The sequence below is a fragment of the Amycolatopsis alkalitolerans genome (genome assembly GCF_006152065.1).
In the GTDB taxonomy this organism is placed as follows: Bacteria; Actinomycetota; Actinomycetes; order Mycobacteriales; family Pseudonocardiaceae; genus Amycolatopsis_E; species Amycolatopsis_E alkalitolerans.
The window spans coordinates 284,282-309,468 of record NZ_VDFW01000002.1 but is presented as its reverse complement, the minus strand read 5'-3'; the positions used below and the strand labels follow the sequence as shown (position 1 = coordinate 309,468).

28 protein-coding genes are annotated in these 25,187 nt (G+C 70.2%); 12 read left to right on the top strand and 16 right to left on the bottom strand.

The genetic code is table 11. The features are described from left to right. Positions 1-103: 103 nt before the first annotated feature. Positions 104-1,573: an MFS transporter gene (locus tag FG385_RS03560; protein ID WP_235022365.1), complete on the bottom strand. Its 1,470-nt coding sequence runs from the start codon at positions 1,571-1,573 to the stop codon at positions 104-106. An 82-nt stretch (positions 1,574-1,655) separates the two neighbouring features. Here FG385_RS03560 and FG385_RS03555 point away from each other — a divergent pair, with 82 nt between their 5' ends. The 5 genes from FG385_RS03555 (at position 1,656) to FG385_RS03535 (ending at position 5,561) form a co-directional block, all read left to right on the top strand. Next, positions 1,656-2,282, top strand: coding sequence for a TetR/AcrR family transcriptional regulator (locus FG385_RS03555; protein ID WP_200834276.1), 627 nt, complete (start codon positions 1,656-1,658; stop codon positions 2,280-2,282). Between the two features lie 254 nt (positions 2,283-2,536). Beyond that, positions 2,537-3,208 carry an SAV_915 family protein gene (locus FG385_RS03550; RefSeq protein ID WP_139095117.1) on the top strand — a complete coding sequence of 224 codons (672 nt, stop codon included), beginning with the start codon at positions 2,537-2,539 and terminating at the stop codon, positions 3,206-3,208. A gap of 10 nt (positions 3,209-3,218) precedes the next feature. Further along, positions 3,219-3,557, top strand: a complete 339-nt coding sequence (locus FG385_RS03545) for a hypothetical protein (protein WP_139095116.1) — start codon at positions 3,219-3,221, stop codon at positions 3,555-3,557. Positions 3,558-3,570: 13 nt separating this feature from the next. Next, complete coding sequence (locus tag FG385_RS03540) at positions 3,571-4,809, top strand: hypothetical protein (protein ID WP_139095115.1); 1,239 nt, start codon at positions 3,571-3,573, stop codon at positions 4,807-4,809. 434 nt (positions 4,810-5,243) lie between these two features. Then, positions 5,244-5,561 (top strand): hypothetical protein, encoded by a 318-nt coding sequence (locus FG385_RS03535; protein ID WP_139095114.1) that lies wholly within the window; start codon positions 5,244-5,246, stop codon positions 5,559-5,561. 521 nt (positions 5,562-6,082) lie between these two features. Here the strand turns inward: FG385_RS03535 and FG385_RS03530 are convergent. Further along, entirely contained in the window at positions 6,083-6,523 is a 441-nt protein-coding gene (locus FG385_RS03530) for a hypothetical protein (RefSeq protein WP_139095113.1), read from the bottom strand. Continuing rightward, positions 6,502-7,323: a serine hydrolase domain-containing protein gene (locus FG385_RS03525; RefSeq protein WP_139095112.1), complete on the bottom strand. Its 822-nt coding sequence runs from the start codon at positions 7,321-7,323 to the stop codon at positions 6,502-6,504. The genes FG385_RS03530 and FG385_RS03525 overlap by 22 nt, the downstream gene beginning before the upstream one ends. Before the next feature lie 164 nt (positions 7,324-7,487). Between FG385_RS03525 and menC the strand changes: the two genes are divergently transcribed. The 3 genes from menC to FG385_RS03510 are packed head-to-tail and all read left to right on the top strand — an operon-like array spanning position 7,488 to position 9,160. Then, on the top strand, positions 7,488-8,591 hold the full coding sequence (gene menC / locus FG385_RS03520) for an o-succinylbenzoate synthase (RefSeq protein ID WP_139095111.1): 1,104 nt from the start codon (positions 7,488-7,490) through the stop codon (positions 8,589-8,591). Between the two features lie 36 nt (positions 8,592-8,627). Continuing rightward, on the top strand, positions 8,628-8,810 hold the full coding sequence (locus tag FG385_RS03515; protein WP_139095110.1) for an SDR family NAD(P)-dependent oxidoreductase: 183 nt from the start codon (positions 8,628-8,630) through the stop codon (positions 8,808-8,810). Between the two features lie 29 nt (positions 8,811-8,839). Further along, a complete protein-coding gene (locus FG385_RS03510) occupies positions 8,840-9,160 on the top strand; it encodes an SDR family oxidoreductase (protein ID WP_139095109.1) in 321 nt (106 codons plus the stop codon). A 24-nt stretch (positions 9,161-9,184) separates the two neighbouring features. Here the strand turns inward: FG385_RS03510 and FG385_RS03505 are convergent, their stop codons facing one another. Both FG385_RS03505 and FG385_RS03500 read right to left on the bottom strand, forming a co-directional pair. After that, complete coding sequence (locus FG385_RS03505; RefSeq protein WP_139095108.1) at positions 9,185-11,176, bottom strand: heavy metal translocating P-type ATPase; 1,992 nt, start codon at positions 11,174-11,176, stop codon at positions 9,185-9,187. Further along, positions 11,173-11,535, bottom strand: coding sequence for an ArsR/SmtB family transcription factor (locus tag FG385_RS03500; RefSeq protein ID WP_139095107.1), 363 nt, complete (start codon positions 11,533-11,535; stop codon positions 11,173-11,175). Before FG385_RS03500 ends, FG385_RS03505 begins: the two co-directional genes overlap by 4 nt. Positions 11,536-11,691: 156 nt before the next feature. Here FG385_RS03500 and FG385_RS03495 point away from each other — a divergent pair, with 156 nt between their 5' ends. After that, a complete protein-coding gene (locus tag FG385_RS03495) occupies positions 11,692-12,411 on the top strand; it encodes a hypothetical protein (protein WP_139095106.1) in 720 nt (239 codons plus the stop codon). Between the two features lie 10 nt (positions 12,412-12,421). Here the strand turns inward: FG385_RS03495 and FG385_RS03490 are convergent, their stop codons facing one another. Next, on the bottom strand, positions 12,422-13,198 hold the full coding sequence (locus FG385_RS03490) for an SDR family NAD(P)-dependent oxidoreductase (RefSeq protein WP_139095105.1): 777 nt from the start codon (positions 13,196-13,198) through the stop codon (positions 12,422-12,424). Positions 13,199-13,404: 206 nt separating this feature from the next. On the opposite strand from FG385_RS03490, the gene FG385_RS03485 reads away from it, so the two are divergent. Further along, positions 13,405-13,596, top strand: a complete 192-nt coding sequence (locus FG385_RS03485) for a hypothetical protein (RefSeq protein WP_139095104.1) — start codon at positions 13,405-13,407, stop codon at positions 13,594-13,596. 14 nt (positions 13,597-13,610) lie between these two features. Here the strand turns inward: FG385_RS03485 and FG385_RS03480 are convergent, their stop codons facing one another. The 10 genes from FG385_RS03480 to FG385_RS03435 form a co-directional block, all read right to left on the bottom strand. Beyond that, positions 13,611-13,844 (bottom strand): biotin/lipoyl-containing protein, encoded by a 234-nt coding sequence (locus FG385_RS03480; RefSeq protein WP_139095103.1) that lies wholly within the window; start codon positions 13,842-13,844, stop codon positions 13,611-13,613. Then, positions 13,841-14,875, bottom strand: a complete 1,035-nt coding sequence (locus FG385_RS03475) for an alpha-ketoacid dehydrogenase subunit beta (protein ID WP_139095102.1) — start codon at positions 14,873-14,875, stop codon at positions 13,841-13,843. Before FG385_RS03475 ends, FG385_RS03480 begins: the two co-directional genes overlap by 4 nt. A gap of 26 nt (positions 14,876-14,901) precedes the next feature. Next, the gene (locus tag FG385_RS03470; protein ID WP_139095101.1) at positions 14,902-15,882 is read right to left on the bottom strand and encodes a thiamine pyrophosphate-dependent dehydrogenase E1 component subunit alpha; all 981 of its coding nucleotides are present in this window, start codon (positions 15,880-15,882) and stop codon (positions 14,902-14,904) included. A 98-nt stretch (positions 15,883-15,980) separates the two neighbouring features. Further along, positions 15,981-16,718 carry an IclR family transcriptional regulator gene (locus tag FG385_RS03465; protein WP_139095100.1) on the bottom strand — a complete coding sequence of 246 codons (738 nt, stop codon included), beginning with the start codon at positions 16,716-16,718 and terminating at the stop codon, positions 15,981-15,983. A gap of 895 nt (positions 16,719-17,613) precedes the next feature. Continuing rightward, positions 17,614-18,267: a class II aldolase/adducin family protein gene (locus FG385_RS03460; protein ID WP_139095212.1), complete on the bottom strand. Its 654-nt coding sequence runs from the start codon at positions 18,265-18,267 to the stop codon at positions 17,614-17,616. Continuing rightward, on the bottom strand, positions 18,264-19,712 hold the full coding sequence (locus tag FG385_RS03455; RefSeq protein ID WP_200834275.1) for an FGGY-family carbohydrate kinase: 1,449 nt from the start codon (positions 19,710-19,712) through the stop codon (positions 18,264-18,266). Before FG385_RS03455 ends, FG385_RS03460 begins: the two co-directional genes overlap by 4 nt. A gap of 75 nt (positions 19,713-19,787) precedes the next feature. Continuing rightward, the gene (locus FG385_RS03450) at positions 19,788-20,816 is read right to left on the bottom strand and encodes a 2-hydroxyacid dehydrogenase (protein WP_139095211.1); all 1,029 of its coding nucleotides are present in this window, start codon (positions 20,814-20,816) and stop codon (positions 19,788-19,790) included. 29 nt (positions 20,817-20,845) lie between these two features. After that, positions 20,846-21,310: a ribose-5-phosphate isomerase gene (locus FG385_RS03445; protein WP_139095098.1), complete on the bottom strand. Its 465-nt coding sequence runs from the start codon at positions 21,308-21,310 to the stop codon at positions 20,846-20,848. Continuing rightward, the gene (locus FG385_RS03440; RefSeq protein WP_139095097.1) at positions 21,301-22,986 is read right to left on the bottom strand and encodes a dihydroxyacetone kinase family protein; all 1,686 of its coding nucleotides are present in this window, start codon (positions 22,984-22,986) and stop codon (positions 21,301-21,303) included. Before FG385_RS03440 ends, FG385_RS03445 begins: the two co-directional genes overlap by 10 nt. Continuing rightward, positions 22,983-23,660, bottom strand: coding sequence for an HAD family hydrolase (locus FG385_RS03435; protein WP_139095096.1), 678 nt, complete (start codon positions 23,658-23,660; stop codon positions 22,983-22,985). Before FG385_RS03435 ends, FG385_RS03440 begins: the two co-directional genes overlap by 4 nt. Positions 23,661-23,728: 68 nt before the next feature. Between FG385_RS03435 and FG385_RS03430 the strand changes: the two genes are divergently transcribed. Then, a complete protein-coding gene (locus tag FG385_RS03430; protein WP_139095095.1) occupies positions 23,729-24,334 on the top strand; it encodes a histidine phosphatase family protein in 606 nt (201 codons plus the stop codon). A 13-nt stretch (positions 24,335-24,347) separates the two neighbouring features. Continuing rightward, positions 24,348-25,136: a DeoR/GlpR family DNA-binding transcription regulator gene (locus FG385_RS03425; protein WP_139095094.1), complete on the top strand. Its 789-nt coding sequence runs from the start codon at positions 24,348-24,350 to the stop codon at positions 25,134-25,136. The last annotated feature ends 51 nt before the right edge of the window (positions 25,137-25,187 follow it).

The following is a 25,187-nucleotide window of genomic DNA, read 5'->3' as shown; positions in this document are numbered from 1 at the left end:
TATTTGACGATAAGGACAAGATACCTGTCAAGACCTGGCCCCATCGAAAAGGCGTGCAGCGGAACACGATCTCCCGCAGCGGCGTGCTCGACCCGTGACCGGGTCACCGCTCCTGCCGTGACGGTGCTTGCTCATCGAACGAGGCGTCGTGATTGTCGTGTTCAACGCGTGGCGTGCCAGGCGAACGAATGATGGTCGCGGCGAGGACAGCACCGAGCGCGGCTGTGCCCGCGGCGGCGGCGAACGCGACGCGGAGTCCGCCGGTATACGTTTGCAGGGGCGGGCCGGTGTGGCCTGCGGTCCAGGCGGCGGCCAGCGCTGTGGCGGCGGTCGCGCCGAGGGCCGCGCCGACGCGTTGCGCGGTCTGCACGATGCCGGCAGTGATGCCGGTATCGACCTCGGCCACGGACGTGACGGCGGGGATCGTGACCCCGGCGAACGCAGCTGGCAGCCCCACCCCGAACACGAGGCCGGCCGGGAGCACGTCGAGCAGATACGAGCCGTGTACCGGCACACGGGCCAGCCCACCCAGCCCGATCGCCAGCAGGACCATCCCGCCGGTGAGGACAACGCGGGCGCCAAAACGTGCCAGCGCGGCGGGCAGCACGGTGCGGGCGACGGCCATGTTGACCACGGCGACAGGCAGCACGGCGAAACCGGAGGTCATCGGGCTGTACCCAGCCACATGCTGCAGATACAGCGCCAACAGCACGAACGCCGGCACATGGGCGGCCCCGACGAGGAAGTTCACCAGCGTGGAGCCGGTGACGTTGCGGACCCGGTACAGCCGCAGCGGCATCAGCGGTCGGACCGCATGCGTCTCGTGCCAGCTGAACCCTGCCAGCAGCAGGAGCCCCAGCGCGCACGTGGTCATCGTGGCCACATCCAGGCCGCGGCCGGCGGACGCGGTGATCGCATACACGACCAGGACGAGACCGCCGGTCCCCAACGCCGCGCCTGGCAGGTCCAGCCGCCGCCATGGGTGCCGCCCGCCCACGCCCGCCGCGTCGGCCGGGAGCAGCCGCCGAGTCAACGCCACGGCCGCAGCACCGATCGGCAGGTTGATCAGAAAGATCGACGGCCACCCCAGCCCCTGGGTGAGAATGCCACCCAAGGCCGTACCCGCGGCGGCCCCGGCCGCGCCCATCGCCGACCACACGCCGAACGCCCGCGCATAGTCTCGCGAGTCCGGAAAGGTGACCGCTAGCAGCGAGATCTCCGCTGGCACCACCAGCGCCGCCCCGACCCCCTGGGCCGCGCGGGCCGCCAGCAACACCGCCGCACTCGGCGCCAACCCCGCCGCCAGCGACGCCGCGGTGAACACCAGCACGCCGGCCAGGAAGAGCCGGCGCCGACCGAGCAGATCGGCCGCTCTCCCCCCGACCAGCTGGAAACCACCGAAAGTCAACTGATAGGCACCGACCACCCAGGCCAGGCCGGACTCGCCCAGCCCGAGACCGTGGCCGATCGAGGGCAGCGCCACGTTCACCACCGTGGTGTCCAGGAACACCATCAGCTCGACGCTGGTCAGCAACAGCAACGGCGCCCAGACCCGCCCGAATCGCTGCGTCACGACGGCACCCTCCACTTTGACTAGAGTTTCACTCTAGTAATGCACTAGTGGAGAACTCTAGTCAAGTGTTAGCCTGGACCGCATGGCGACGGTCGGTACCGGGATCCGGGCGCAGAAGGCGCGAGCCACCCGTGTGCGGATGCGCCGGGCCGCCCTGGACCTGTTCGTCGAGCAGGGGTATGTGGCCTCTTCGATGCAGGCCATCGCCCGGCGCGCGGGAGTAGCGGTGCAGACGCTGTATTTCACCTTCGGCACCAAACGCGCGCTGCTCACCGAGATCCTCGATACCGCGGTGGCCGGAGATGACGATCCCGTCCCGACTCTTGAACGTCCTTGGGTCGCCCGTGCGCTCGCCGCCGAACCTGTCGAGCAACTCCGGCTCCAAGCCCGCGCCGCCCGCGAAATCTACGAACGTGTCGCGCCCGTGCTCGCTGTCATGCGTGGAGCCGCGAGCGCCGACCCGGAGATCGCCGAACTCTGGGAGACCAACAACGCCCAGCGGGCCACGGTTCAGAACCACCTGATCGAAGCGTTGGCCGGCAAGACCACGCTGCGCGCCGGCATGGATACCACCACGGCCGTAGACATCGCCCTCGCGCTGCAAACCCCCGAGACCTACCAGTTCCTCACCGCACGCCGCGGCTGGAGTCCCGAACGCTGGGAACACTGGGTCGCCGACGCCCTCACCACCCAACTGCTGCCCGCCTGACCCCGTCGCGCGCGCGTTCGCCCCCGTAGCCACAGGTGGCCATCCCGCCAGCTGTCTTGGGGCCAGGACGCAGAACTCGTTCCCTCAGCAAGGGGTGGTTTTCGACACTCTAAACCCGATCCTCGCAACCTCGTGGTTTACCAAGGTTCCTGGTCCCTGAGCTGCGGGTTTTCGCCGAACGTAGTGTGTTAAGCCTCGGATGACGCTACAGTCAGCATTCGGGAGAGTGAGCCGAGTAGTCGGGGCGGGGTTCGATGAGTCAGCGGCCGGTGGCTACTTCGGCGGCCGGGTTGGTGCTGGTCGATGACCTGTCCGAGCGGCTGCCGGACGGCCTGTTCATGTTGGTGCTGCCGGCTGATGATGGGCGCGGCGGTGGGGTTGAGGTGTGGCGGACCGCGCGCGGCGAGCGGGCGGTGCTCGCGTTCTCCGCCATCCAGAGCCTGGTGGGGGCGTGTGGGGCCGGTCAGCCGTGGGTGCCGATGTCACGCGAGGTGCTGGCCGAGGTGTGCGCCGAACTGGGCGTGACCCTGGTGGGGTTGGACGTGGCGCCGCCGGAGGGTCACCGTTACCCGGAGCCGGAGGTGGCCGAGGTGCCGGATCTGGAACCTTGGGAGCCGGTGGAGCGTCAGTTGCTGTATGTCGCGTCCCGCCCGATGCGCTCCTGGACCGATCTTGTCCAATTGGAACTCCAGCCGGACAAGCGCGGCCGGTTGATGGTGCTCGCCTACACCTCGGAGGAGGAGCTGGTGGCCTGGTGCGGCCCGCACCAGGCGTGGGTGGCCATTCCCTCCAATCTGGTCGGGGAGGCTGTAGCGCGCTCAGGGGCGGACGGTGTGCTGTTCAATCCGATCCTGGCTGCGGAGTCCCGGCACACTGCCCCGGTGCGGGACTGGCGGGATGGCGTGACGAGCGAGAAGCGCGACTGAGGGGACCGACATGCCGGATGGCGGATACAGCTACGACCCGAACGGGCTCACGCAGGTGGCGGGCCACCTGACCACCGCCTGCGACCACCTCACCGGGGCGGCCGATACGCAGATCACCGCACCGGACGCAGGTGCATCCTCCGATGTGGTGGCCCAGGCGATCTCGGACCTGATTGGCGCGGCCGTGGGCGCGGCGTCGGTCGCGGAGCAGACCGGGGCGGACGTCAACACCGCGAACGGCGCGTACGGGGCGTTCGAGAATAACGAGGCCGGGGCCACGATGCGCGAGACGCAGAAGGGCATGGCGCCTTACGACGAGATCATGCAGAACTACAACGGCCCGCTGTGAGCGAGGGGACGCGATGACGGGGCAGGCGTTGAACACCACCGTGAACGGCTCGGCGGGCACCTGCCGGGAGACCGCCACGGTCCTCGGGCAGCTCTACGACGCGGCGTATCAGGCGGGAACTGAGTTCCGAAGCGCGCTGACGACGGCGGATGCGACCTGGCACGGTCCGGCGCACGATGCGTTCGCCGATCAGGTCAACGGGGTGCGTCCGGAGATCGACGCGCTGTCGGATCGGGCGTTCAAGGTGCAGTGGGCCTTGAACGACTTCGCCGACTCGCTGGAAGCCATCCTCGCGCGCGTGGGCAACGCGCTGGCAGGGGCGAAGGAGGGCGGGCTGGAGGTGGACGGGCCGTTCATCGTCTCCCCCACCCCGCCAGGACCGGCGCCGATCCTGCCCACCGGCCCGTGCGGCACCGCCCAGGCGCAGCGGATCATGGACCAGAACCAGCAGGCCATCGCCCAACACAACCAGGTCATCGCGGACTACAACGCAAAGGTCGCGGTCCACAACGAGGCGAAAGCGATCGTCACCGACGCCCGCACGATGGAGGCCAACGCGCACAACGCGTTGGAGCAGGCTGTGGGCGCGGCCGCCAAAGCGGTGCAGAACGACATGACCAAGATCGCGTTCACCACCGCATCCCAGGCGCGCGGCTTCGTGGGCACGATGGAAAACACCCGGCGCCTTGCCCAGAGCCAGGCGGATCGGCTCAAGACCCAGGCCGAATTCTATCGGAATTTCGCCCTCGGGAAGCAGGTCGACGACCCCGACTGGGCGAAAGCTCTGCTTGAGCGCTCCGCCAAGATGGCGGACGACGGCGGGAAACTCGAAACCCGCGCTCAACAATTCGAGCAATGGGTCAAGACGGTGCCGGAAGATGTTCGGAAGCAGCTCACGGCTTATCCTGGCCGCTCAGCTTCCGAGAACCTGACTGAGCACTCATCTGATGTGAAATTGCCTGCTGGTGCGGCGCGCATCGCACGATCATTGCCGTACGTCGGTTCAATTCTGACGGCCGGCAGCGAAGCATTCGGAGCTTGGAAGGGCGAGCAGTCGTGGGGCAGGGCTGCGGCTGATACTGGCGCGGCCATCGCAGGTGGCGCGCTCGGTGGCGCGCTCACCGGGGCGGTCGCGGGTTCCGCATTCGGTCCAGGTGGGACTTTGATCCTAGGCGTCCTGGGTGGATTCGGTGGCGCCAAGTTCGCAACCGACATCGTGCAAGGCTTCTCAAACGCGGTGAGCGCGAAATGAACAACTCGACCGGTGGCGGCAAACACCGGCGCGAGCCGGACCGCTTGTCAAACGAGTCATTCGCGGAGCTGCCGCCGGAGCCCAACTCCCAAACCGGAGAACCTTTCCCTCCCGAGGCTCCCCACTACACGGGGCCTGATCTACCCGGAGGTCAAGAAAGAAAGCCTATGACGGGTGCGCCGCCACGCCAGGCTAACCCACCCGACGGAATGGGGCCAGCGCTCGCATGGCGACAATACGGAGCGAAAGAAGGAGTCCGAGGCTATTTTTGGGCGCTCGCGATCCTCATCGTGGGCATCACAATCGTGGTTTTCCTCCAATACCACGAATTTGACTGGTTCTTATCTTGGCAGATCTGGCTTATCATCATCGTTGGCGCCTATCTGATGTCGGACCCTCTGGCTCGTCAGACGATTTCAGCGGGTGCTGATTGGGTGCAGTGGAAGCGGCGGCCGAAGTGGTACCAGCGGCGCCGAGACCGGGGAACGTTCCTCAAGATCTACCGCCTGACCAAGATCGAAGGCTACGGCGCCGGGGCCGTCCTGTACGTGCGGATCGTGGACGAGGACGGCCGGGGCATCGACCGCACCAGGACCGAACTGCACCCGGATCGGCGCATCTGGGACCTGATGTACAACGGCATTCAGCATTCCATCGCGAACGGGTGCGAGATCAACAGCCTCGCCGTCGAGATGCTGCATCTGGAGAACTCGCCCGCGCTGCGGCTGCGCGAAGCCCGCGACGACGGGTAGTCCCGGCTTGCCTGTCGCGTCGCGTGGTTGCGCAAGCGTGGGCCGTTTGGCCACAGAGCATAGGGTCTCTCGGCCTGTCTTTGCCGAGGCCGGTAACGAGGCTCAAGATCGAGCCGAAGATGGTGGCGAGTGCGTCCACGGGGGCACCCGATCTTGAGGGAAACACTTGTCATGAGTACTCCGGCCGCGCTGCCGCCTAGCCAAGATCCGGTCAACAGGCGCAAGCGGTGGCCGTGGATCGTTGCGGTTGCGGTTGCGGTCGCAGGTGCGGCCGTGGCGGTGGCCGTCTCCGTCACCGGCAATTCCAGCCCGAACGGCCCCGCAGCACCCAGCGCGTTCACAATGCATGGGTCCATCACCATGTCCCTGAGCTACCCCGACCCGTCGTACGAGGCGGCCGGATCCGGATGCCGTGGCGTCCGTGGCTATAGCGATATGACCCCAGGAACCGCCGTAATCGTCCAAGACGCACGAGGACAGACGATCGCAACCGGCCAACTCCTCGATGGGCAGCCGACGTATCAGACGATGTCCGCACCTCTGGTCGGGATTTCCGCAGCGAACGTGATGACATCGTGCACGATGCCGTTCGACGTGCCGGACGTTCCAGATGGTTTAGCGTCGTATTCGGTGACGGTATCGCATCGAGGGACCCGGGTGGTGTCAGCGTCTGAGGCGCACCAGACGGTGAACCTGACGCTTGGAAGTAACTGACGGCTATACGCAATCGTGGTGCCGCCACAGGGCCTGACGGTGTCGCCATCGGCGGCCTTCGGGGTCACCCCTCCCCTCCCACGCGGCGCGGGCAGGGAGTCGCCGGGCACGCAAACCGTGTCACGATGGTGTTGTCGGTGACCGGGTGGACGAGCAGGTAGCGTCTCGTCGGTGATCACGCCGGAGTTGAAGATCTCCACGCTGATGTCCTGCCGGAGTCCGATGATCACGTTGTCCCAGCCGACCACGAGCGCGCACCGCGCTCGCGGTGTACTGCCAGCCGGAACGCACGACCGCGCCGGAAGGTGGGTAGAGGTCTTCGGCGACCAGGTCGGCGGCGTGAATGATGTCGGCAACCGGTCGGCGGTCTCGAGCCCGCCGGGGCGATGGCAGGCGGCAGGGACCACACGGGCGCCGGGACCAGGCCCGGCGCACCGGGCAGGTCGAGATGGCCGACCGCGACACGGAACAGGATCGCCTCACCCGCCGAGGTGGCCAGGTGGGTCAGGCCGAGCGGCTGCGCCAGCCGTTCCCGCAGCACCTGCGCGAAGGGCTTGCCGCGCAGGACTTCCGCAAGCCGGCCGAGGACGACGTATCCGGCATTGCAGTAGGAGAACCGCTCCCCGGGGTCGAACAGCTGGGGCGCCTCGCTGATCGTGTCGAGGAACTTCGCGACCGCGTCCTCACCGCTGCCGGTGTCGTGGAACAGGTCGCCCTCGAAGCCGGCGGTGTGGTTGAGCAGCTGCCGGACGGTGATCGTCCCGCCTGCCAGACCGAACCCGTCGAGGTATTCCGAGACCGGGGAGTCGAGCTCGACGAGGCCCTCGTCCACCAGTTGCAGGACGAGCGTGGCCGTCCACACCTTGGTGATCGAGCCGACCTGGAACACCGAGTCCGTGGTCGCCTCGACGCCGGTCGCGAGGCTGAGCGTGCCCACGGCGGCGTCGGTCACCTCGCCGCCCGCGAGCACCGCGGCCTGCGCGGCGGGTACCCCGTGCTTCGCGGTCAGCGCTCGCAGCCGGTCGGTCAGCTCGTTCGCTCCGGTCACTGCTCCTCCTGGCTGTCGGTGTTTCGGAGCTGCTAAGCGCGCGGAAGCGGCCACCGCATCGTCGGTTCGCACGAGCGATCGGCCCCTCGTTCCTCCGATTCGAGGAAGTGCGACCGGGACGGCCGCGGTGACAATCGGGCGGCTGCCCAGACGGAGGAGAAACAGTGAACCTGACCGGGATCGAGCTGCGACGGGTGGCGCTGCCGCTGGTGTCCCCGTTCCGCACCTCGTTCGGGACGCAGACCACGCGGCCGGCCCTGCTGCTGCGCGTGGTCACCGCCGACGGTGAAGGCTGGGGCGAATGTGCCGCGCTGGCCGAACCGCGCTACTCCGCGGAGTACGTCGACGGCGCCGCCGACGTGCTGCGCCGCTTCCTCATCCCCGCGGTCGCGGCCGCGGAACGCTTGGACGCGCACGCGGTCGCACCCGCGCTCGCACCGTTCCAGGGGCACCGGATGGCGAAGGCGGCGCTGGAGATGGCGGTGCTCGACGCCGAACTGCGCTCGCGCGGGGTGCCGCTGGCGCGTGAACTCGGCGCGACAAGGGACCGGGTGCCGTGCGGGGTTTCGGTCGGCATCATGGACTCGATCGGCGCGCTGCTGGACGCGGTCGGCTCGTACCTCGGCGAGGGCTACCGAAGGATCAAGCTCAAGATCGAACCGGGCTGGGACGTCGAACCCGTGCGCGCGGTCCGTGAGCGCTTCGGCGACATCCTGCTGCAGGTGGACGCGAACACCGCCTACACGCCGGCGGACGCGCGGCTGCTGGCCCGGCTCGACCCGTTCGACCTGCTGCTGCTCGAACAGCCGCTGCCGGAGGAAGACGTGCTCGGGCACGCCGAACTGGCGAAACTCGTGCGGACGCCGATCTGCCTCGACGAATCGATCACGTCGGCGCGGTCCGCCGCCGCCGCGATCACACTGGGCGCCTGCGAGGTGGTGAACATCAAGCCCGGCCGGGTCGGCGGTTACCTGGAGGCACGCCGCGTCCACGACGTGTGCCTCGCGCACGGCGTGCCGGCCTGGTGCGGCGGGATGCTGGAAACGGGACTCGGCCGGGCGGCGAATCTCGCGCTCGCCGCGCTGCCCGGCTGCACCCTGCCCGGCGATACGTCGGCGTCCGACCGGTACTACCGCACCGACATCACCGAGCCGTTCGTCCTGGACGACGGAACCCTCGCCGTGCCCGGCGGGCCGGGTCTCGGGGTGCGACCGCTCCCCGGAGCCCTTGACGCGGTGACCGAATCTGCCGAGTGGCTACCGCTGTAGATCTCGGGAACCCCGGCCGGGTTTACCTTGGCGCCTATGGTCAGTCAAACGGGGCAGGTGGCACTGGTAACGGGTGCGGCCTCGGGAATCGGTCAGGCGTTGTCGAGCGAGTTGTGCCGGCGTGGTCACACGGTGATCCTCGCCGACAATGACAGCGCACGGCTCGCGCGCGTCACCGGGCAGCTCGCGGGGTTCGCCGGCACCGCGGTGGCCGCCTGAGCCTGCGCGGGGAGGCAGCGGCGCGGGGCGTGCGGGTCAGCGTGATCTGCCCGGGCGTGATCGAGACGCCCATCCTGGACAAAGGCAACCCGCCGGATCTGCCGCCGCTGGCGTCCGGGATGCTGGCCGGCGGATCACGCGAACTGGTCACCCGGGTGGGACGGCCGTACCCGGCCGACCGGTTCGCGCTCGACGTGCTGCGGGCGGTGGAGCGCAACCGAGCGGTGATCATCGCGCCAAGCTCGGCCAGGCTGCAGTGGTTGATGCAGCGCCTCATGCCGGGAGTGGTCGAGAAGATCACTCGCCGAACCGCCACGTGGGCGCGCGCGAACCTGGCGCGCCCGGAGTAGCGGGAGCGCGGCGACACCCGGCGGCTACCGGCCGGACCGCTCCGGCGTGCTCGGCACGCGCACGGACGCGGCGAGCGATACACGTTGCGGGGGAACGGGTTCCGGGCCGGCCACGCCGCGCAGTGGGCGTAGTCGCCCGGCGCGGACGCCGTTGCCGATGACGAAGACCTCGGCGAGTTCGTGGATGAACACGACCGTGGCCAGCCCGAGCACCCCGAGCGCCGCCAGCGGGACGAGGGTGAGCACGATCGCGGCGGAGAGCCCGATGTTCTGCAGCATGATCACCCGGGCGCGGCGGGCGTGCCGCAGGGCTTGGGGCAGATGACGCAGGTCGCTGCCCATGAAGGCGACGTCGGCGGTCTCGATCGCCACGTCGCTGCCCATGGCGCCCATCGCGATGCCGATGTCGGCGGTGGCCAGGGCGGGGGCGTCGTTGACCCCGTCACCGATCATCGCCACCCGCCCGCCGTCCTGCAACCGGCGGACGGCACCGGCCTTGCCGGCCGGGGTGAGCTCGGCGTGCACGTCACCGATCCCGGCCCGCGCGGCGAGCGCCCCGGCGGTGCGCGCGTTGTCACCGGTCAGCATCGCCACGGTCATCCCGGCGCCGCGCAGTTCGGTGACCGTCTCGGCCGCTTCGGGACGCAACTCGTCACGGACGCCGACCAGTCCCAGCACCACGCCACCGTGTTCGACGACCGCGACCGTCGTGCCGCTTTCCTGCAACCGCACGACATCGGCGGCCAGCGGGCCCGGGTCGATCCAGCCGGGCTTCCCCAGCCGCGCCGGCGTGCCCTCGACAACACCCGCCAAGCCCGCGCCTGGCACCACCGCCACCGAGCCGGCCGGGACGGGTTCGGGCGCGGCGGCCAGAATCGCCGCCGCGAGCGGGTGCTCACTGCGCGCCTCGAGCGCCGCGGCGACCGCGAGCACCCGCGCGGCGCCGCCATCGCCGGCGGGGACGATCTCGGTGACAGCCGGGGCATTGCGGGTCAGCGTGCCGGTCTTGTCCAGCGCGACCGTGCGCACGGCGCCGAGGGTCTCCAGCGCGGCGCCGCCCTTGACCAGCACGCCGAGCCTGCCGGCCGCGCCGACCGCGGCGATCACGGTCACCGGCACCGAGATCGCCAGCGCGCAGGGCGCGGCGGCGACCAGCACGACCAGCGCCCGCTCGAGCCACGTCGCCGGATCGCCGAGCAGCGCCCCCACGCCACCGATCAGCACGGCCAGCACCATCACCGCCGGCACCAGCGGCCGCGCGATCCGGTCGGCGAGCCGCTGGCGCGCGCCCTTGCGCTGCTGCGCCTCCTCCACCACGCGCACGACCTTGGCGAGCGAGTTGTCCGCGACCGTGGCGGTGGCCTCGACGGTGAGCACCCCGGTGCCGTTGATCGCGCCGGCGAACACCTCGCCGCCGGGCCCGGTCTCGACCGGCACGGACTCGCCGGTGATCGCCGAATTGTCCAGACTGGACCGTCCACTACGGACCACGCCGTCACTGGCGACGCGCGCTCCCGCTCGCACGAGCATGAGATCCCCGGCGCGCAGCTCCCCGGGCGCCACCGTCTCCTCGGCACCGCCGCGCATCAGGGTGACCTTCTCCGGCACCAGCGCCAGCAGCGCCCGCAGCCCGCGGCGGGTCCGCGACAGCGAATAGTCCTCCAGCGCCTCACTGATGGAGAACAGGAACGCCAGCATCGCCGCCTCGGCGAACTGTCCCAGCAGTGACGAACCGAACAGTGCGATCGTCATCAAGGTGCCGACGCCGATCCGGCGCCGCCACAACGCCCGCACCGTGCCCGGCACGAACGTCCACCCGCCCGCCACCGCGGCGGCCAGGTGCAGCCCGGTACCCGCGGGCCGCGAACCGAGCCACAACGCCACGAACCCGGCGAGCAGGAACACCCCGGCCACGCCGGCGAACCGGATCTCCCGTACCTGCCAGATCTGTTGCGGCGCTTGGCTTTCCGCCGTCTCTTCGGGCTTCTCGCCCGTGCCGCAGCAGGCGTCGCTCATACCGGGTCCACCTCCGTCGCGGGCTCGGTGATCGTGGTCAGCAACCGGTGACCGGCGGCGTTGAGCCGGTACATGACCAGCTTCCCGTCCCGGCGCGAAGCGACCAGCCCGGCCGAGCGCAGCTGCCGCAGATGGTGCGACACCAGCCCCTGCGAGGAGCCGACGATCCAGGCCAGATCGCACACGCACAGCTCGTCCCCCACATGCAGAGCGTGCGCGATCCGCAACCGCGTCGGGTCACCGAGCGCCCGCAGGCGCTCCGCGCGCCGCGCCACCAGATCGCCTTGGGGCAGCGCCACCCGCAACGCCTCGGCACGGTCGAGGTCGAGGCACAGCAGTTCACACCGGTCGTCACTCACCTGAACAATCTAACAACCGTCGATATGTTCGGACAAGAAGGCGCGGCCAGTAACGCGCCCGTGCCTGGGACGTGGTCGCCCATTCCTTTGTGTTGACGGTCGTCACATGAACGCGATACGCTTCGAGCCCCGGAACATCCAGGAGAGGGGTGCGCCATGTCAGCACCGGCCCGGATACCTCAGACACTGACCATGATGGAGGCCTGCTTCACGCTCGCTCCCGGTGTGGAGGGCGAGTTCTGGCCCGCCCAGGACCGGTTCGGGCCGATCGCCGCCGCCGCTCCCGGTTTCCGGGGCGTGCTCGGCGGTCCGATCGCGAACTCGTCCTGGCTGTACTTCGGCGGGATCTTCGCGACCCCCGCGGACATGGACGACTGGCACCACAGCCGGAAGCACCGCACGGTGCAGGACAAGGCACACGAGACCTGGTTCGATTCGTACTACATCCGCAAATGGCGCCTTCCGGAGGAGGGCGAGGCGGTGACCGGCCGGGTCCTCGTGGAAACGTCGCTGGGCCGCCCGCAGCCCCTGGCGGAGGCCGAGCTGGCCTCAGCACTGGCCATAGTGGACGAAGCGCTGCCTTCCTACAGCCCGCGCCCCTTCGAAACGCTGATCGGCCGGTTCGAGCCGCAGCCGTACCAGTTCGTGGGCCCGCTGCAGGAGGCACCGGAGCTCGCACCGGCCCGGTACCTCCTGCTGACGCACTGGGATTCGCCGGACCAGGCCGCGAAGTGGACCGAGTCCGCGACGCTGAGCGCCCTCGGGGAATTCGGCGAGGCCGGCAGCCGCACGTTCGTGCCGATCCATCATCAGCCCGGCGAGCGGGACCATCTGACCCCGGACGGATCGCACCGGGAATGGGTGCGGGCCCGGTAAGCCGCGCCGGTCAGCCGCGGTACCGGGCGGCGAGTTCGGGGCGCTGGGCGCCGAACGCCGCCAGGTCCGCGTCGAAGACCGCGTCGAGGAGGCTCGCGTCGTCCACGCCCGGGGCGACGACGACCTCCCCGAGCTCCAGCCCCCGCAGGCTCGCGGTGACCACGTCCTCGGCGCTCATCCGCGGCACGGCGCTGAGATCCATGCCCTGACGCGAGTGGAATTCGGTGGCGACCACACCCGGCACGAGGGCCTGGACCCGCACGCCGGTGCCTTCCAGTTCCGCGGCCAGTGCCTGGGACATGGCGACCAGATTCGCGAGGGCACCGGCGTAGACGGCGCGGCGCGGCATCACCGAACTCGGGGCGGGTCCGGAGAACGCGATCATCCCGGCGACGTTGATGATGACGCCCGCACCACGCTCCTGCATACCGCCCACCACGGCCCGCGTGAGCATTGTCGGGGCGACGACCTTGACGTGCACCAGTTCGCGCGCCTTGTCCGCGGGCAGGTCGGCGAGCGGCATGTAGTGGGCGACCCCGGCGTTGTTGACCAGCAGGTCCAGCGGTTCGGCCGCGGCGATGTCCGCGACGGCGCCGATACCGGCCTCGGTGGCCAGGTCCGCGGCGACGGGACGAACCGAAACCCGCGGGTGCGCGCCGACCAGGTCCTTGAGCCGGTCCTCGTCGCGGCCCACGACGACGAGGTCGTAGCCGCCGGCCGCCAGCCGCCCGGCGAACGCTTTGCCGATGCCCGACGTGGCGCCGGTGACGAGTGCGAGCTTGCTCATGACGGGTTCCCTTCCGGTGGCTGCCTTCCCGTCCTCGATCGTCCGCGCGACCGCGGGCACCAGCCAGTACCCCGCGTTCCTGGGAACGGCAGTGCCAGGCACATGACCAGTGGCACCCGGAACGCTGACCAACGGCCGTCGCGAGCCGCCAGGAGGTGCCGGAGTATGCCGAGTTGTACCGGAGATTCCGACCAGAGGAGGGCGTCATGACCGCCCCTCGGCAAACCAGCACCGGCCCGCGTCGCGGTCACTCGGCCGCCGCGTTCACCTGGGTCGCCCTACTCGCCGCGAGCGTCCTGTTCACCGTCGCCACCGGAGGCATCGGCGCGCTCTCGATCGGCGTCGTGGTGATCATCGGCATCGCGATGATCGTGCTCGGGCAGGGTAAGCGTTCCTGACGAGCACCCGGCGTTCACTCGATCCGGGCGATCACGGCGCCCTGCTTGACGACGTCTCCCTCCTTGACCAGCAGGCGCAGCACCCCCGGGGCCGGGGCGGGTATCTCCATGTCGACCTTGTCGACCGCGACCTCGGCGATCAGATCGCCTTCGGCCACGCTGTCGCCGTCGCCGAAGAACCAGGTCGCGAGCACGCCTTCGGCATCGGGGTCGGTCTCGGAGAGGACGGGGAAGGCGATCTCCGTCATGCGTTCACCAGGCCGAGGACGGCCCGGCGGATGCGGTCCGCGGTCGGCAGGACCGCGTACTCCAGCGGGCGGGCGTACGGGATGGGCACGTCGGGTACCGCGACCCGCGCCGCGGGCGCGCGGAGCAGGCTGGGGTCGCGCTCGGCGACGCGGGCGATGACCTCGCCGGAGACCCCGAACGAGAGGTAGTCCTCGTCCACCACGAGCAGCCGGCCGGTGCGGGCGACGGACTCCACGATCGTGTCCGTGTCGAGCGGGACGAGGCTGCGCAGGTCCACGACCTCGCACTCGATTCCTTGCGGGGCAAGCTCTTCGGCCACGTCGAGCGCGTGATGCACCGACAGGGACAGGGTGACCACGGTGACGTCGGTGCCGGGCCGCGCGACGGCCGCCTTCCCGATCGGCACCTCGTAGTCCCCTTCCGGCACCGGTGCGATGGACCGGGGGTTCTTGACCATCCACGGCAGGCCCATGACTCCCTTGTGGAACAGGTAGACCACGGGGTTGTCGTCGCGGATCGCGGCGGTCATCAGGCCCTTGGCGTCGGCCGGGTTGCTCGGCACGACCACCTTCATCCCGGGCAGATGCGCGAAGGTGCCCCACAGGCACTGGGAATGCTGGGCGCCGTCGGAGTACCCGCCGCCCACGGCCGAGGTCAGCACCATCGGCACCTTGACGTTGCCGCCGGACTCGTAGTGGATCTTCGCCATATGGTTGTAGATCTGGTCCATGCACACGCCGAAGAAGTCCACGAACATCAACTCGGCGATCGGGCGCAGTCCCTCGACCGCGGCCCCGATCGCGGTGCCGATGAACGCGGTCTCCGAGATGGGGGTGTCGATCACGCGCTTCGGCCCGAACCTCTCGAGCAGCCCCGTGGTGGAGCTGAAGATGCCGCCGTAGGCGCCGACGTCCTCGCCGAGGACGAAGACGTTCTCGTCGCGCTCCATCTCCTGGGCGATGGCCTCGACCATCGCCTTCGCGGTGCTGAGCTTCCGGCGTACCGGGGTGGCCGCGTCGGTGAGCGTCATTACTGCATCTCCTCGTCGATGGTGGGTCAGGCGGAGGCGAAGACGAAGTCGGCAGCGGTGGCCGGATCCGGTTCCGGGCTCTGCTTGGCGAAGGCGATCGCCGCCTCGACGCGCTCACCGGCCTCCGCGGAGATGCCCGACACCAGGGCATCGTCGAGGATCCCGTCGGCACGCAACTGCTGTTCGTAAGCGGGCAACGGGTCCCGGCTCGGCACACTGTCCAAGTCGGACCGGTACCCCTGGGCGTCGCCCTCGAAGTGCCCCCACAGGCGCAGCGTGTGCACCTCGATGAGGCTCGGTCCCTCACCGGCGCGCGCCCGCGCGACCGCCTGGCCCGCCGCCCGGTGCACCTCCTCCACCGAGTTGTCCTTCACCCGTTCGCCCGGGATGCCGTATCCGGCTGCCCTGACCGCGTTCGAGGTGACGGAGGTCGAAGCGCTGCGCGGAACCGAGATGCCCCAGTCGTTGTCCTCGACGACGAACACGACGGGCAGCCGCCACAGCGCCGCCAGGTTGAGCGACTCGTGGAAGGCGCCCTGGTTGGCGGCGCCTTCACCGGTGACCGCGACCGCGACCCGGTCGGTGCCGCGCCGCTGGAACGCCAGCGCCTGCCCCAGGGCGGGCGGGTAGCCCTCGGCGATGATGCCGGAGCACGAGAAGTGCGTCTCCGGGTCGAACAGGTGCATATGCCCACCGCGGCCCCTGCCGAGACCGGTCGCCCGGCCGAAGATCTCGGCGGTCATCTTCTCGAGGTTCACCCCGTGCGCGATGGCGAAATGGTGCGGCCGGTGCGTCGCGGTGACCGCGTCCTCGGTCGTCAGATGGGCGCATACGCCCGCGGCCACGGGCTCCTGCCCCGCCGACAGGTGCATCTCCCCCGGGACGAGCCCGGCGCCGATGTCGAAGACCGGTTTCTTGTCCGCGTGGTACTCGCGGAGGATGGCCTCCTCGTAGGTGCGGATGAGGACCATCGTGCGGTACGCCTCGAGCCTGCGCTCCGGTTCCATCTGACCTCCCTGCGGCTGTGGAAGTCACTTTCGCGGCGCCCGCGGCGGCGGACAACGCCGCGGATTTCAGATGGTGATAAAGCGCGGGTTCACGCAGGTCAGGGCGTCATGGCAAAGGTGCGCGACACCCGCGCAGACGCCCGGCGGAGTGACAGCGGCTGAGCGGAGCGGAGCCGCCGCGCGGGCAGCGAGATCGCGATCGCGCCGATCACGCCGGGCGCTCGTACCGGTGTCGCGAGGCAGGCCGTGCCGAGCAGGTACTCCTCACGGTCGTTGAAGACGTCGCCGCTTTCGGCGAGGCGCTGTTCGAGGACCCGGGCGTCGGTGATGGTGTTGGGCGTGAGGTCCGCGAGCCGGGCCTGCGCGAGATAGGCACGCCGGCCCTCGGCGTCCAGGCAGGACAGGATGCATTTGCCGAACGCGGTGGCGTGCGCGGCCTCGTGCACGCCCACCCACAGGTCCACCGACGGGGTGGCCGGGCCGTCGACGACGTCGATCAGCCGGATCTCGCCGCCCGAGTAGAGCGAGAGGTAGGCGGCGGCGTGGAGTTCGTCCCGCAACGCACGCAGTACCGGGCGGATCCTCGGCAGCAGCGCCTGCCGGCCGTTGCGCCGCCGCAGCCCCGTGACCTGCTCGCCCAGTACGTAGCCGTCGTCGAGCCGGCACAGGTAACCCTCGTGCACCAGGGTGCGCAGGAGGTGGTAGGTCGTCGGCAGCGGGAGGCCGACTGCTCGCGCGAGCGCCTTCGCGGTGACCGGCCGCTCGCTGGCGCCCACCGCGTCGAGCAGATGCAGCGCACGTTGTACCGAACCGATCAGGGTGGGCCCGCCCGCCATTCCGATCACCTCCGCGTCACCGTCGCCGCTCCCACCAGGATGCTGCGCGACGGGCGGGCGGGCAAGGTGCCCGCGCCCGGCGCGGAAAGCGCCCGGGTCCGCGACATGCGGGTCGCGACATGACCGTGACCCGACGAGAGCGGACAGCGGCTCATGCGCACAATCCGGATCCATCGAGCCTGGGGCGCAACGCACTGATCCCCGGGCCCCCGCACGGGCCGCGATCCCCGAGCCCGGTACTGGCGCGTGCGCATCGGCAACCAGCGCGCGAGCGCCACGACCATCGAACCGCTCGCGGGCGCGACATACGGGCTGTTCCGCACGCGGCCCGCGGACGCCACAGCCGGACCCGACGGCTCAACTTCCGCGACCCCGGACACCACCCGCGTGCCCGACGCCGAAGGCGACTGTACGTTCAGCGTGCCGATCGGCGCCGGGGCGGGCGAAATCCCGCAGAGCACCCCTGCTGTGGCTGGCCGCGGTCGGCTACCACGCGAACCCGCGCTGGCGGACCGCGCCGCTGACCAGCGCCACCAAGGTCAACAACCGTCGGGTCTGGCCGACCCCGGCGCTGGTCGCGCGGCCAGACCTGCTGCGGGGGCTCGACCCGGATCACCGAGCCCGATCTCGCCGCCCCCGCAGGCTCGACCCCCACCGGTGACCCGTCGCAGCCACCCGCCCGCGACCCGCCTCGACCACCACCGCTGACCCCTCGCAGCCACCCACCCGCAATCCGACTCAGCCACCGCCGGTGACCCATCGCAGCCGCCTTCCGCAACCCACCTCAACCCCCACCGATGGCCCCTCGCAGCCACCCACCCGCAACCCACCTCAGGCTGCACCCGCAACCCCTACCGGATGGACGTCGGCGCCAGCGCCGCTGGCGGTATCCGCGTTACCTCGCCTGCCCGTACCCCTTCAACTTCTCCATGACGTGCCGGATCTCGTCCCCAGGCAGCAGGGCCGGCGCACCGGCCGACCGGGCGATGAGCCACACCTGGCACACCCATTCCAGTTGCTGCACCCGGTTGTACGCCACCGCAAGGCTTTCGCCGTACGCGATCGTGCCGTGGTTGGCGAGCAGGCAACCACGGCGGCCGTCGAGGGCGGCCAGCATCGCGTCCGCGAGTTCGAGCGTGCCGTAGGTGGCGTACTTCGCGACCCGCGCGCTGGGGCCGATCGCGGCCAGCATGTAGTGAACGGGCGGGACCTCATCGACCAAAGTGGACACTGCCGTGGCGTACACCGAATGCGTGTGCACCACCGCGTTCACCGGTGCCCCGTCGGGATCGGCGGCCTCGCCGTACACGCTCAGGTGCATCGGCAGCTCACTCGTCGGGCGCAGCGCACCCTCCACGATGGCCCCTTCGAGCGACACCACCGGCACGTCCTCACCGCGCATGTTCGCGTAGTCGACGCCCGTCGGCGTGACCGCCACGAGGTCGTCCGAGCGCACCGAGATGTTGCCGGACGTGCCGACGACGAGCCCGTCCGCCGCCAGCCGCCGCGCGTACTCGCAGACCGCGGCCCGTTCTTCCGCCAGGATCACAGCCGCCACAACCCCCTCGCCGCCGAAAGCGAAGCCTGGTAGTCGGCGTACCCCGGCTGGTACAGGTCGACGTTCTCCGGCACGAACTCCACCGTACGCGAATTGCTCGCCCACGCCTCCACATCGAACGGTGTGCCGAGTGATTCGGCCGCGACCAGCACGGCGCCCCGCGCCCCCACTCCCGGATCGCTCGGGATCACGATCGAGTGACCGAGCACGTCGGCGAAGATCTGGGTCCACTCGGCCGAGCGCATCCCGCCGCCACACGCGTACAACCGGCCCGACAATCCAGCCGCTTCGAAGCAGTGCCTTGCGGCGTAAGCGATCGACTCGCACAACGCGCGCACCACGTCACCCCGCCCGTGCTCCAGGCTCAGCCCCGAGAACTGCGCCCGGGCGGCGGCGTCTACGAACGGCGCGCGCTCCCCCGACGCCGACAGGAACGGCAGCGCCCGCACACCGTTCGCGCCGGGTGGGCTCGACGCGAGCAGCCCGCCGACCTGCTCGACCTCGATACCCACCAGTTTGCACGCCCAGTCGATGCTCGCCGTGCCGACCATCGCGGGCATCGCGCGCAGGAACTCGCCGGCTCTCGGTGTGGACAGGAACATGCCGGCCGGCTCGCCTTCGGCGTCGAAGGCCGCATTGTCCGTGAGCACCTGGCAGGCCAGCGTGGTGCCCGCGGTCAGGATCCCGTCGCCCGGGTCGCGCACCCCCGCACCGATCGCACTCGCGGGCAGGTCGAACGGGCCCGCCGTGACCGGCAGCCCCGCGGGCAGGCCGAGCAGATCGGCGCCGCACGCGTTGAGGTGGAACACGGCGTTCGGTGCCGCAGGCTCGGCGAGCAGGCCACGCCGGTGCGACAGCCCGCAAGCCGCGATCGCCTGCTCGTCGTAGCGGCGCGTGGCGGGATCGAGGAACGGCAGCGAGGCATCCGACACGTCGACCGTGATCTCGCCGGTCAGCCGCTGCACGACCGCATCCACGCAGTACCCGGCGACGGCGGCGCGGTCGAGCACACCGGGCTCACATTCGTCCAGATAGGACAGAATGGTGGCGGCGCAGCCAGGGAACATCCCGGAGCCCGTGCGGCGGAACACCTCGCGCGTGACCCCGGCCGCCTGCCATTTCTCCAGCAGTGCGTTGGCGCGGCCGTCGAGCCAGGAGATGGCTGGCCGGACCGCGTTGCCGTCCTCGTCACGGAGCCAGACGCCGTCGCCCTGCCCGGTCAGCGCGAGCGCGGTCACCGGCCCGTCGATCGCGCCCGCGACCTCGCGGACCACGGTTGCCACCGTGCCGACGACCTGATCGAGATCCTGTTCGACCCGCCCGCCCGGCACCTGGCGGATCTCCGAGGGGGTGCTGGCCTGGGCGATGGACACCCCCGACGCGTCGAAGACCACGGCCTTCGTCAGTGATGTCCCGATGTCGACGCCGATGATCACTACTGCACTCCGATCCGGCAACATTGACGGTCTTGTCTTCACGGCGAGTCGCGGATCGCGAACGCGGGCCGGGAATCATCGCAGCACGTCCGGATTCGCGACGTTGAGGAGCTTTTCTCCGCGGGCGTAGCGGCCGACCTCGGCCGCGACGATACGCGCCGCGCGCTCCGCCGTCTGCCTGCTGCAGCCGGCGAGATGCGGGGTGGCGATCACGTTCGGCGCATCGCGCAGGGCCCAGTCGGCCGGCGGGGGCTCCACGTCGTACACGTCGAGCGCGAGCGCGCCGAGCCTGCCGCTGCGCAGCATGCCCGCGAGCGGGGCATAGTCAAGCAGGCCCCCGCGCGCGGAGTTGACCAGCACCGCGCCTTCGGGCAACAGCGCGAGCTTCTCGGCGTCGACCAGATGGCGGGTCTGCTCCGTGAGCCTCGCATGGAGGCTGACCACCGGGCTCCGGCGCAGAAGCTCGTCCAGTTCGACCAGCTCCGCGCCGTCGGCGGCGATGCGGGCGGGATCGGCGAACGGGTCCGCCACCAGCACGTGCGCACCGAAGGCCAGCAGCACCCTGGCCACGCGGGACCCGATCGCGCCGTAGCCGACCAGACCGACGGTGCTGCCCTCGAGTTCGAGACCCGCGTTCGCGTAGGCGTAGTAGTCACCGCGCCATTGGCCGCCCAGCAGTTCGGCGGACGCGGTCGGGATGCGGCGCATGGCCGCGAGGATCAGACCGACCGCGAACTCGGCCGCCGCGGCGGCGTTGCGGCCCGGCGCGAAGGTGACCGCGACCCCGGCCTCCGTCGCGGCCGTGAGGTCCACGTTCACCGGCCCGCCGCGCGAAACCGACACCATGCGCAGCCGCGGCGCCGCGGCGAATACCGTCTTGGTGAAGGGCGCCATCTGGGTGACCGCGACTTCGGCTCCGCCGAGCGCCTCGATCACCTGCTCCTCGGTGCCGCTCGCCTCCTGTACGCCGCCGACCGGACCGAACGGTTCGACCGGCCACCGCGACGACAGCCGGGCGAACTCCGCTTCGGCGACCTCGGCCCGGACCGCGCCGACCAGAAGCTCCGTCCCGACGAACTCGTCTCCCGCAGCGAGTACCAGCAACGTCATTGTCCTCTCACTGTTTCACGAGCTCAGCTCGCGGCGTGGACCTCTTCGTATTCGGTGATGTGCGCGACCTTCGCCGCGCTCGCCGAGGCCGGATCGAACTCGTAGCCGAGCCATTCGGTGACGATCTTCTTCGCCAGCTCGGGCCCGATCACCCGCGCGCCGAACGTGATGACCTGACAGTTGTTCGACCTGATCGAGCGCTCCGCCGAGTACGAGTCGTGCGCGACCGTGGCCCGCACGCCGGGCACCTTGTTCGCCGAAATCGCCACCCCGATCCCGGTGCCGCACACCAGCACCCCGCGGTCCGCCTCGCCATTCGCGATCTTCTCCGCCGCCGCGAGCCCCAGCACCGGATACGCGCGGTCGTCGTCGAGGCTCTCGACACCCACGTCGATCACCTCGGACACCCGCTCGTCGTTCTTCAGCAGGTCGCGAACTTCGTTCTTGAGCAGCACACCCGCGTTGTCGGCGGCCACCACTACCCGCATCGGTCTTCCCTTCCCAGCACTTCGCCGATCGCCGTGACGATCAGCGCGAACGACGTGGCTCCCGGGTCGGCATGCCCCCGGCTTCGCTGCGCCAGCCGGGCCGCGCGGCCCTTGGCAGGCACCAGGTTCGCCGTCGCCTGTGCGGCCACGACGGCTTCCTGCGCGGCCTTGCGCCACGCTTCGGCGACGCCCGAACCGGCGTGCTCCCGCAGCGCGACACGAAACGGCTCGATGGCGTCGAGCATCGTCTTGTCCCCCGGCCTGGCCTTGCCCAGCTCCACGAAGGCACGGACCGCTCCATCGACCGCGCCCGCCAGCGTGTGCGCAGTGATCTCCCCACGCAGCCCCGCTCCGGTCTCCGCGAACAACACCCCGTACAGCGCGCCGGAGGCGCCACCAGCCGCGTCCGCGAACGCTGTGCCCGCCGCGAGCAGACTGTCCGCAATGGACTGCCCGTCGACCAGCCGCGCCGCCGCCACGGCCGCCCGCATACCGCGCGTCATGCCCAGCCCGTGGTCACCGTCGGCGGCCACGGCGTCGAGCCTGCCCAGCTCGGCCTCGTTCTGCTCGATCGTGCGCATGGCCGCGGTGAGCAGCCGATCGGCGACCTCCCTGCCGTCGCCATCGGGCCTGGCCAGCGTGTCGTCCACTGTGGACGACAAGGGCACGGATTCCAGCCGCAGCCCGCCGCCGCGGTACGCCGGCGAGGAGCACGGTGCCCCGTACAGCTCCGCCAGCTCGTCGTCGAGCGCCATCACCGACAGGGACACGCCCGCCATGTCCAGCGAGGTGACGAACTCTCCCACCTCGATGTGCACCGGATCGAGCCCGGCGGCGACGAGACGTTCGTGCACCCGCTTGTAGGCCACGAACATCTCCTCGTACTTCGTGCGCCCCAGCCCGTTGAGCACTACCGCGACCCGGCCGTCGCCGGCGGGCAGCTCCGGCAGGATGCCGTCGACCAACTCGTCGGCCAGGCCGGCGGCGCCGAGGCGGCCGACCGTCCGCACTCCCGGCTCGCCGTGGATGCCCAGCCCCAGCTCCATCTCGGCGTCGGAGACGGTGAACAGCGGTCCACCCGCGCCCGGCAGCGTGCACCCGCCGAAGGCCGCGCCGAACGTGCGCGTGTTCGCGTTCGCCTTCACCGCGGCCGCGTATACGCCGTCGAGGTCGTCCCCCCGTTCCGCGGCCGCACCCGCGACCTTGAACACCAGGAAGCCGCCCGCCACGCCACGGCGGTCCTCGGGCTTGTCCGCGGACCCGCTCGCGATGTCGTCGGTGACCAGGATCGTCCTGCTGTCGATGCCCTCCGCGGCGAGCCTTCGCGCCGCGAGCCCGAAATGCAGCACATCGCCCTGGTAGTTGCCGTAGCCGAACAGCACACCCGCCCCGCCGTCGGCCGCGCGTGCCGTGCGGTAGACCTGCTCCGCGCTGGGACTGGTGAACACGTCACCCACCACGGCGCCGTCCGCGAGGCCGGGGCCGACGAGTCCCGCGAACGCCGGATAGTGCCCGCAACCACCGCCGATGACGACGGCGACCTTGCCCCGGCGCGGTACGTGCCGGCCGACCACCCCGTACGCCTCCGGCACCTTGCGGACCTCGCGCCCGTAGGCGGTGACGAAACCGTCCAGCCAGTCGCGTTTGAACGTCTCGGCTGCGCCAAGAACGGTCATGATCGCACCAGCTCCCCGGTGAGGTAGGCGAGCAGCGTCCTGCGGACGTCGTCGTTACTCGCCGCGACCTCCGCGGCGAGTTCGAGCGCGTCGGGCTTGGGCGGGTACGCCGGGTTCGGCAGCGCGATCACGGTCAGCCCCGCCGCCGCGGCGGCGCGGATACCGTTACTCGAGTCCTCGACGCCGAGACATTGCTCGCCACGGAACCCCAGGCGCGCGGCCGCCTCCGCGTAGACGTCCGGGCTCGGTTTGCCGCGCGGCACCTCGGCGCTGGACACCGTCGCGGTGAACTCTCCGGTGAGACCGTGGGTGGCGAGCACCGCGTCGATGACGCGCCGGGCCGCCGACGACGCGAGCGCGACCGGCACGCGGGCACTCACGTCGCGCACCATCGCCCTGGCGCCGGACAGCAGCGGGGCCTCGCCCGCCTCGATCGAGGCGATCATCCCGTCCACCACGGCGCGTTCCACCTGCTCGGGGGTCTCCGGGGTACCGCTGCGACGGGCCAGGTAGGAGGCCCATTCCGGCGCACTCATGCCCTGTACCGTCGCGGTGTCCCCGGTTGTCCACTCGACGCCGTGGCGCGCCGAGTAGGCGGCCCAGTTCTCCTCCCAGAGGTGCTCACTTTCCACCAGCACCCCGTCGAGGTCGAACACCACCGCGGCAAACCCCATGAAGACTCCCCTTTCACGTCATTGGTGTTAAATTAACACAGACCGCGAGATCTGTCATGGGAGGATTGATGCGAACCCGGCTTCTGCTGGTCCGGCACGGCGAGACCGAATGGCACGCCGAAAACCGCTACGCCGGTACCAGCGACGTGGAGCTGACCGAATCCGGTCTCCGCCAGGCCGAGCAGCTGGCCGACTACCTGTCGGCCCGGCCCGAGCGCCCCACCGCGCTGTACTGTTCACCGCTCAGCCGCGCCAGGCGCACGGCCGAACCGTCGGCGAAGGCGCTGGACCTGACCATCGAGACGGTCGACGCGCTGCGGGAGACCGGCTTCGGCATCGCCGAGGGCCGGCTGCTCCGCGAACTGCCCGCCGACCTGGCCGAACGTTTCCGCGCCGACCCCATCGCCGGAGCCTTTCCCGGTGCCGAGCCACCGGACGAGGCCGCCGCGCGAGGAGCCGCCGCGTTGCGCGGTATCGCCGAACGCGAGAACGGGCGACTTGTGCTGGTGGTTGCGCACAACACGCTGCTACGGGTGACGCTGTGCCGGCTGCTCGGCATCCCGGTAGGCGCCTACCGCACGGTGTTCCCGCGCCTGGACAACGGGGCGATCACCGAGATCTGGATCGACGGCGACACCACGAGCCTGCGGCGCCTCAATGCACCCGTGGAGTGAGATCCTTGCGCCCATGAACGACTCGTCAGGCAGCGCGCGCTCGCGGAGCCTCCGGCAGCAGCGCATCACCGACTACGTGGTCGACAGGGGATCCGCGTCGGCCGCCGAACTGGCCGAACTGACCGGCGTGAGCCTGATGACGGTGCACCGGGACCTGGACGAACTGGCCCGGCGCGGGCTGCTGCGCAAGTTCCGCGGCGGCGTGACGGCGCAGCCCTCGACGGTGTTCGAGAGCAACTCCGAGTACCGCCTCAACGCCCATGTCGAGGCGAAGGCGGCGATCGCGCGGAAGGCGCTCGACCACGTCGAACCGGGGATGTCGGTCATGCTCGACGACTCGACGACCGCGCTCGCGCTCGCGAGGCTGCTGCTGACCCAGTACGCGCCGCTCACCGTCGCGACCAACTACCTCCAGGCCATCGACGTGCTCAAGGAGATCGAGAACGTGCGGCTGATCTGCATCGGCGGCGACTACTCGTCGACGCACGACTCGTTCCTCGGCATGCCGTGCCTGGAGGCGATCGAGCGGATCACCGTCGACGTGGTGTTCGTGTCCACCTCCGCGATGAACGCCGAGATGACCTACCACCAGGAACCGGAGATCGTGATGGTCAAGCGAGCGATGCTGGCCGCCGCGCAGACCCGGGTCCTGCTGATGGACTCCAGCAAGATGCCGCGCACCGCGCTGCACCGGCTCGCACCCGTCACCGAGTACCACCGGCTGATCGTGGACGACAAGGCCCCGAAAGTGCTGGTCGAGGAGCTGCGCGGCCGGACCGAGGTGGAGGTCGCGCCCCTCTGACTCAATTCACATCTTGCATGTGAACTTCACATGGGTCATGATACTTCGGGT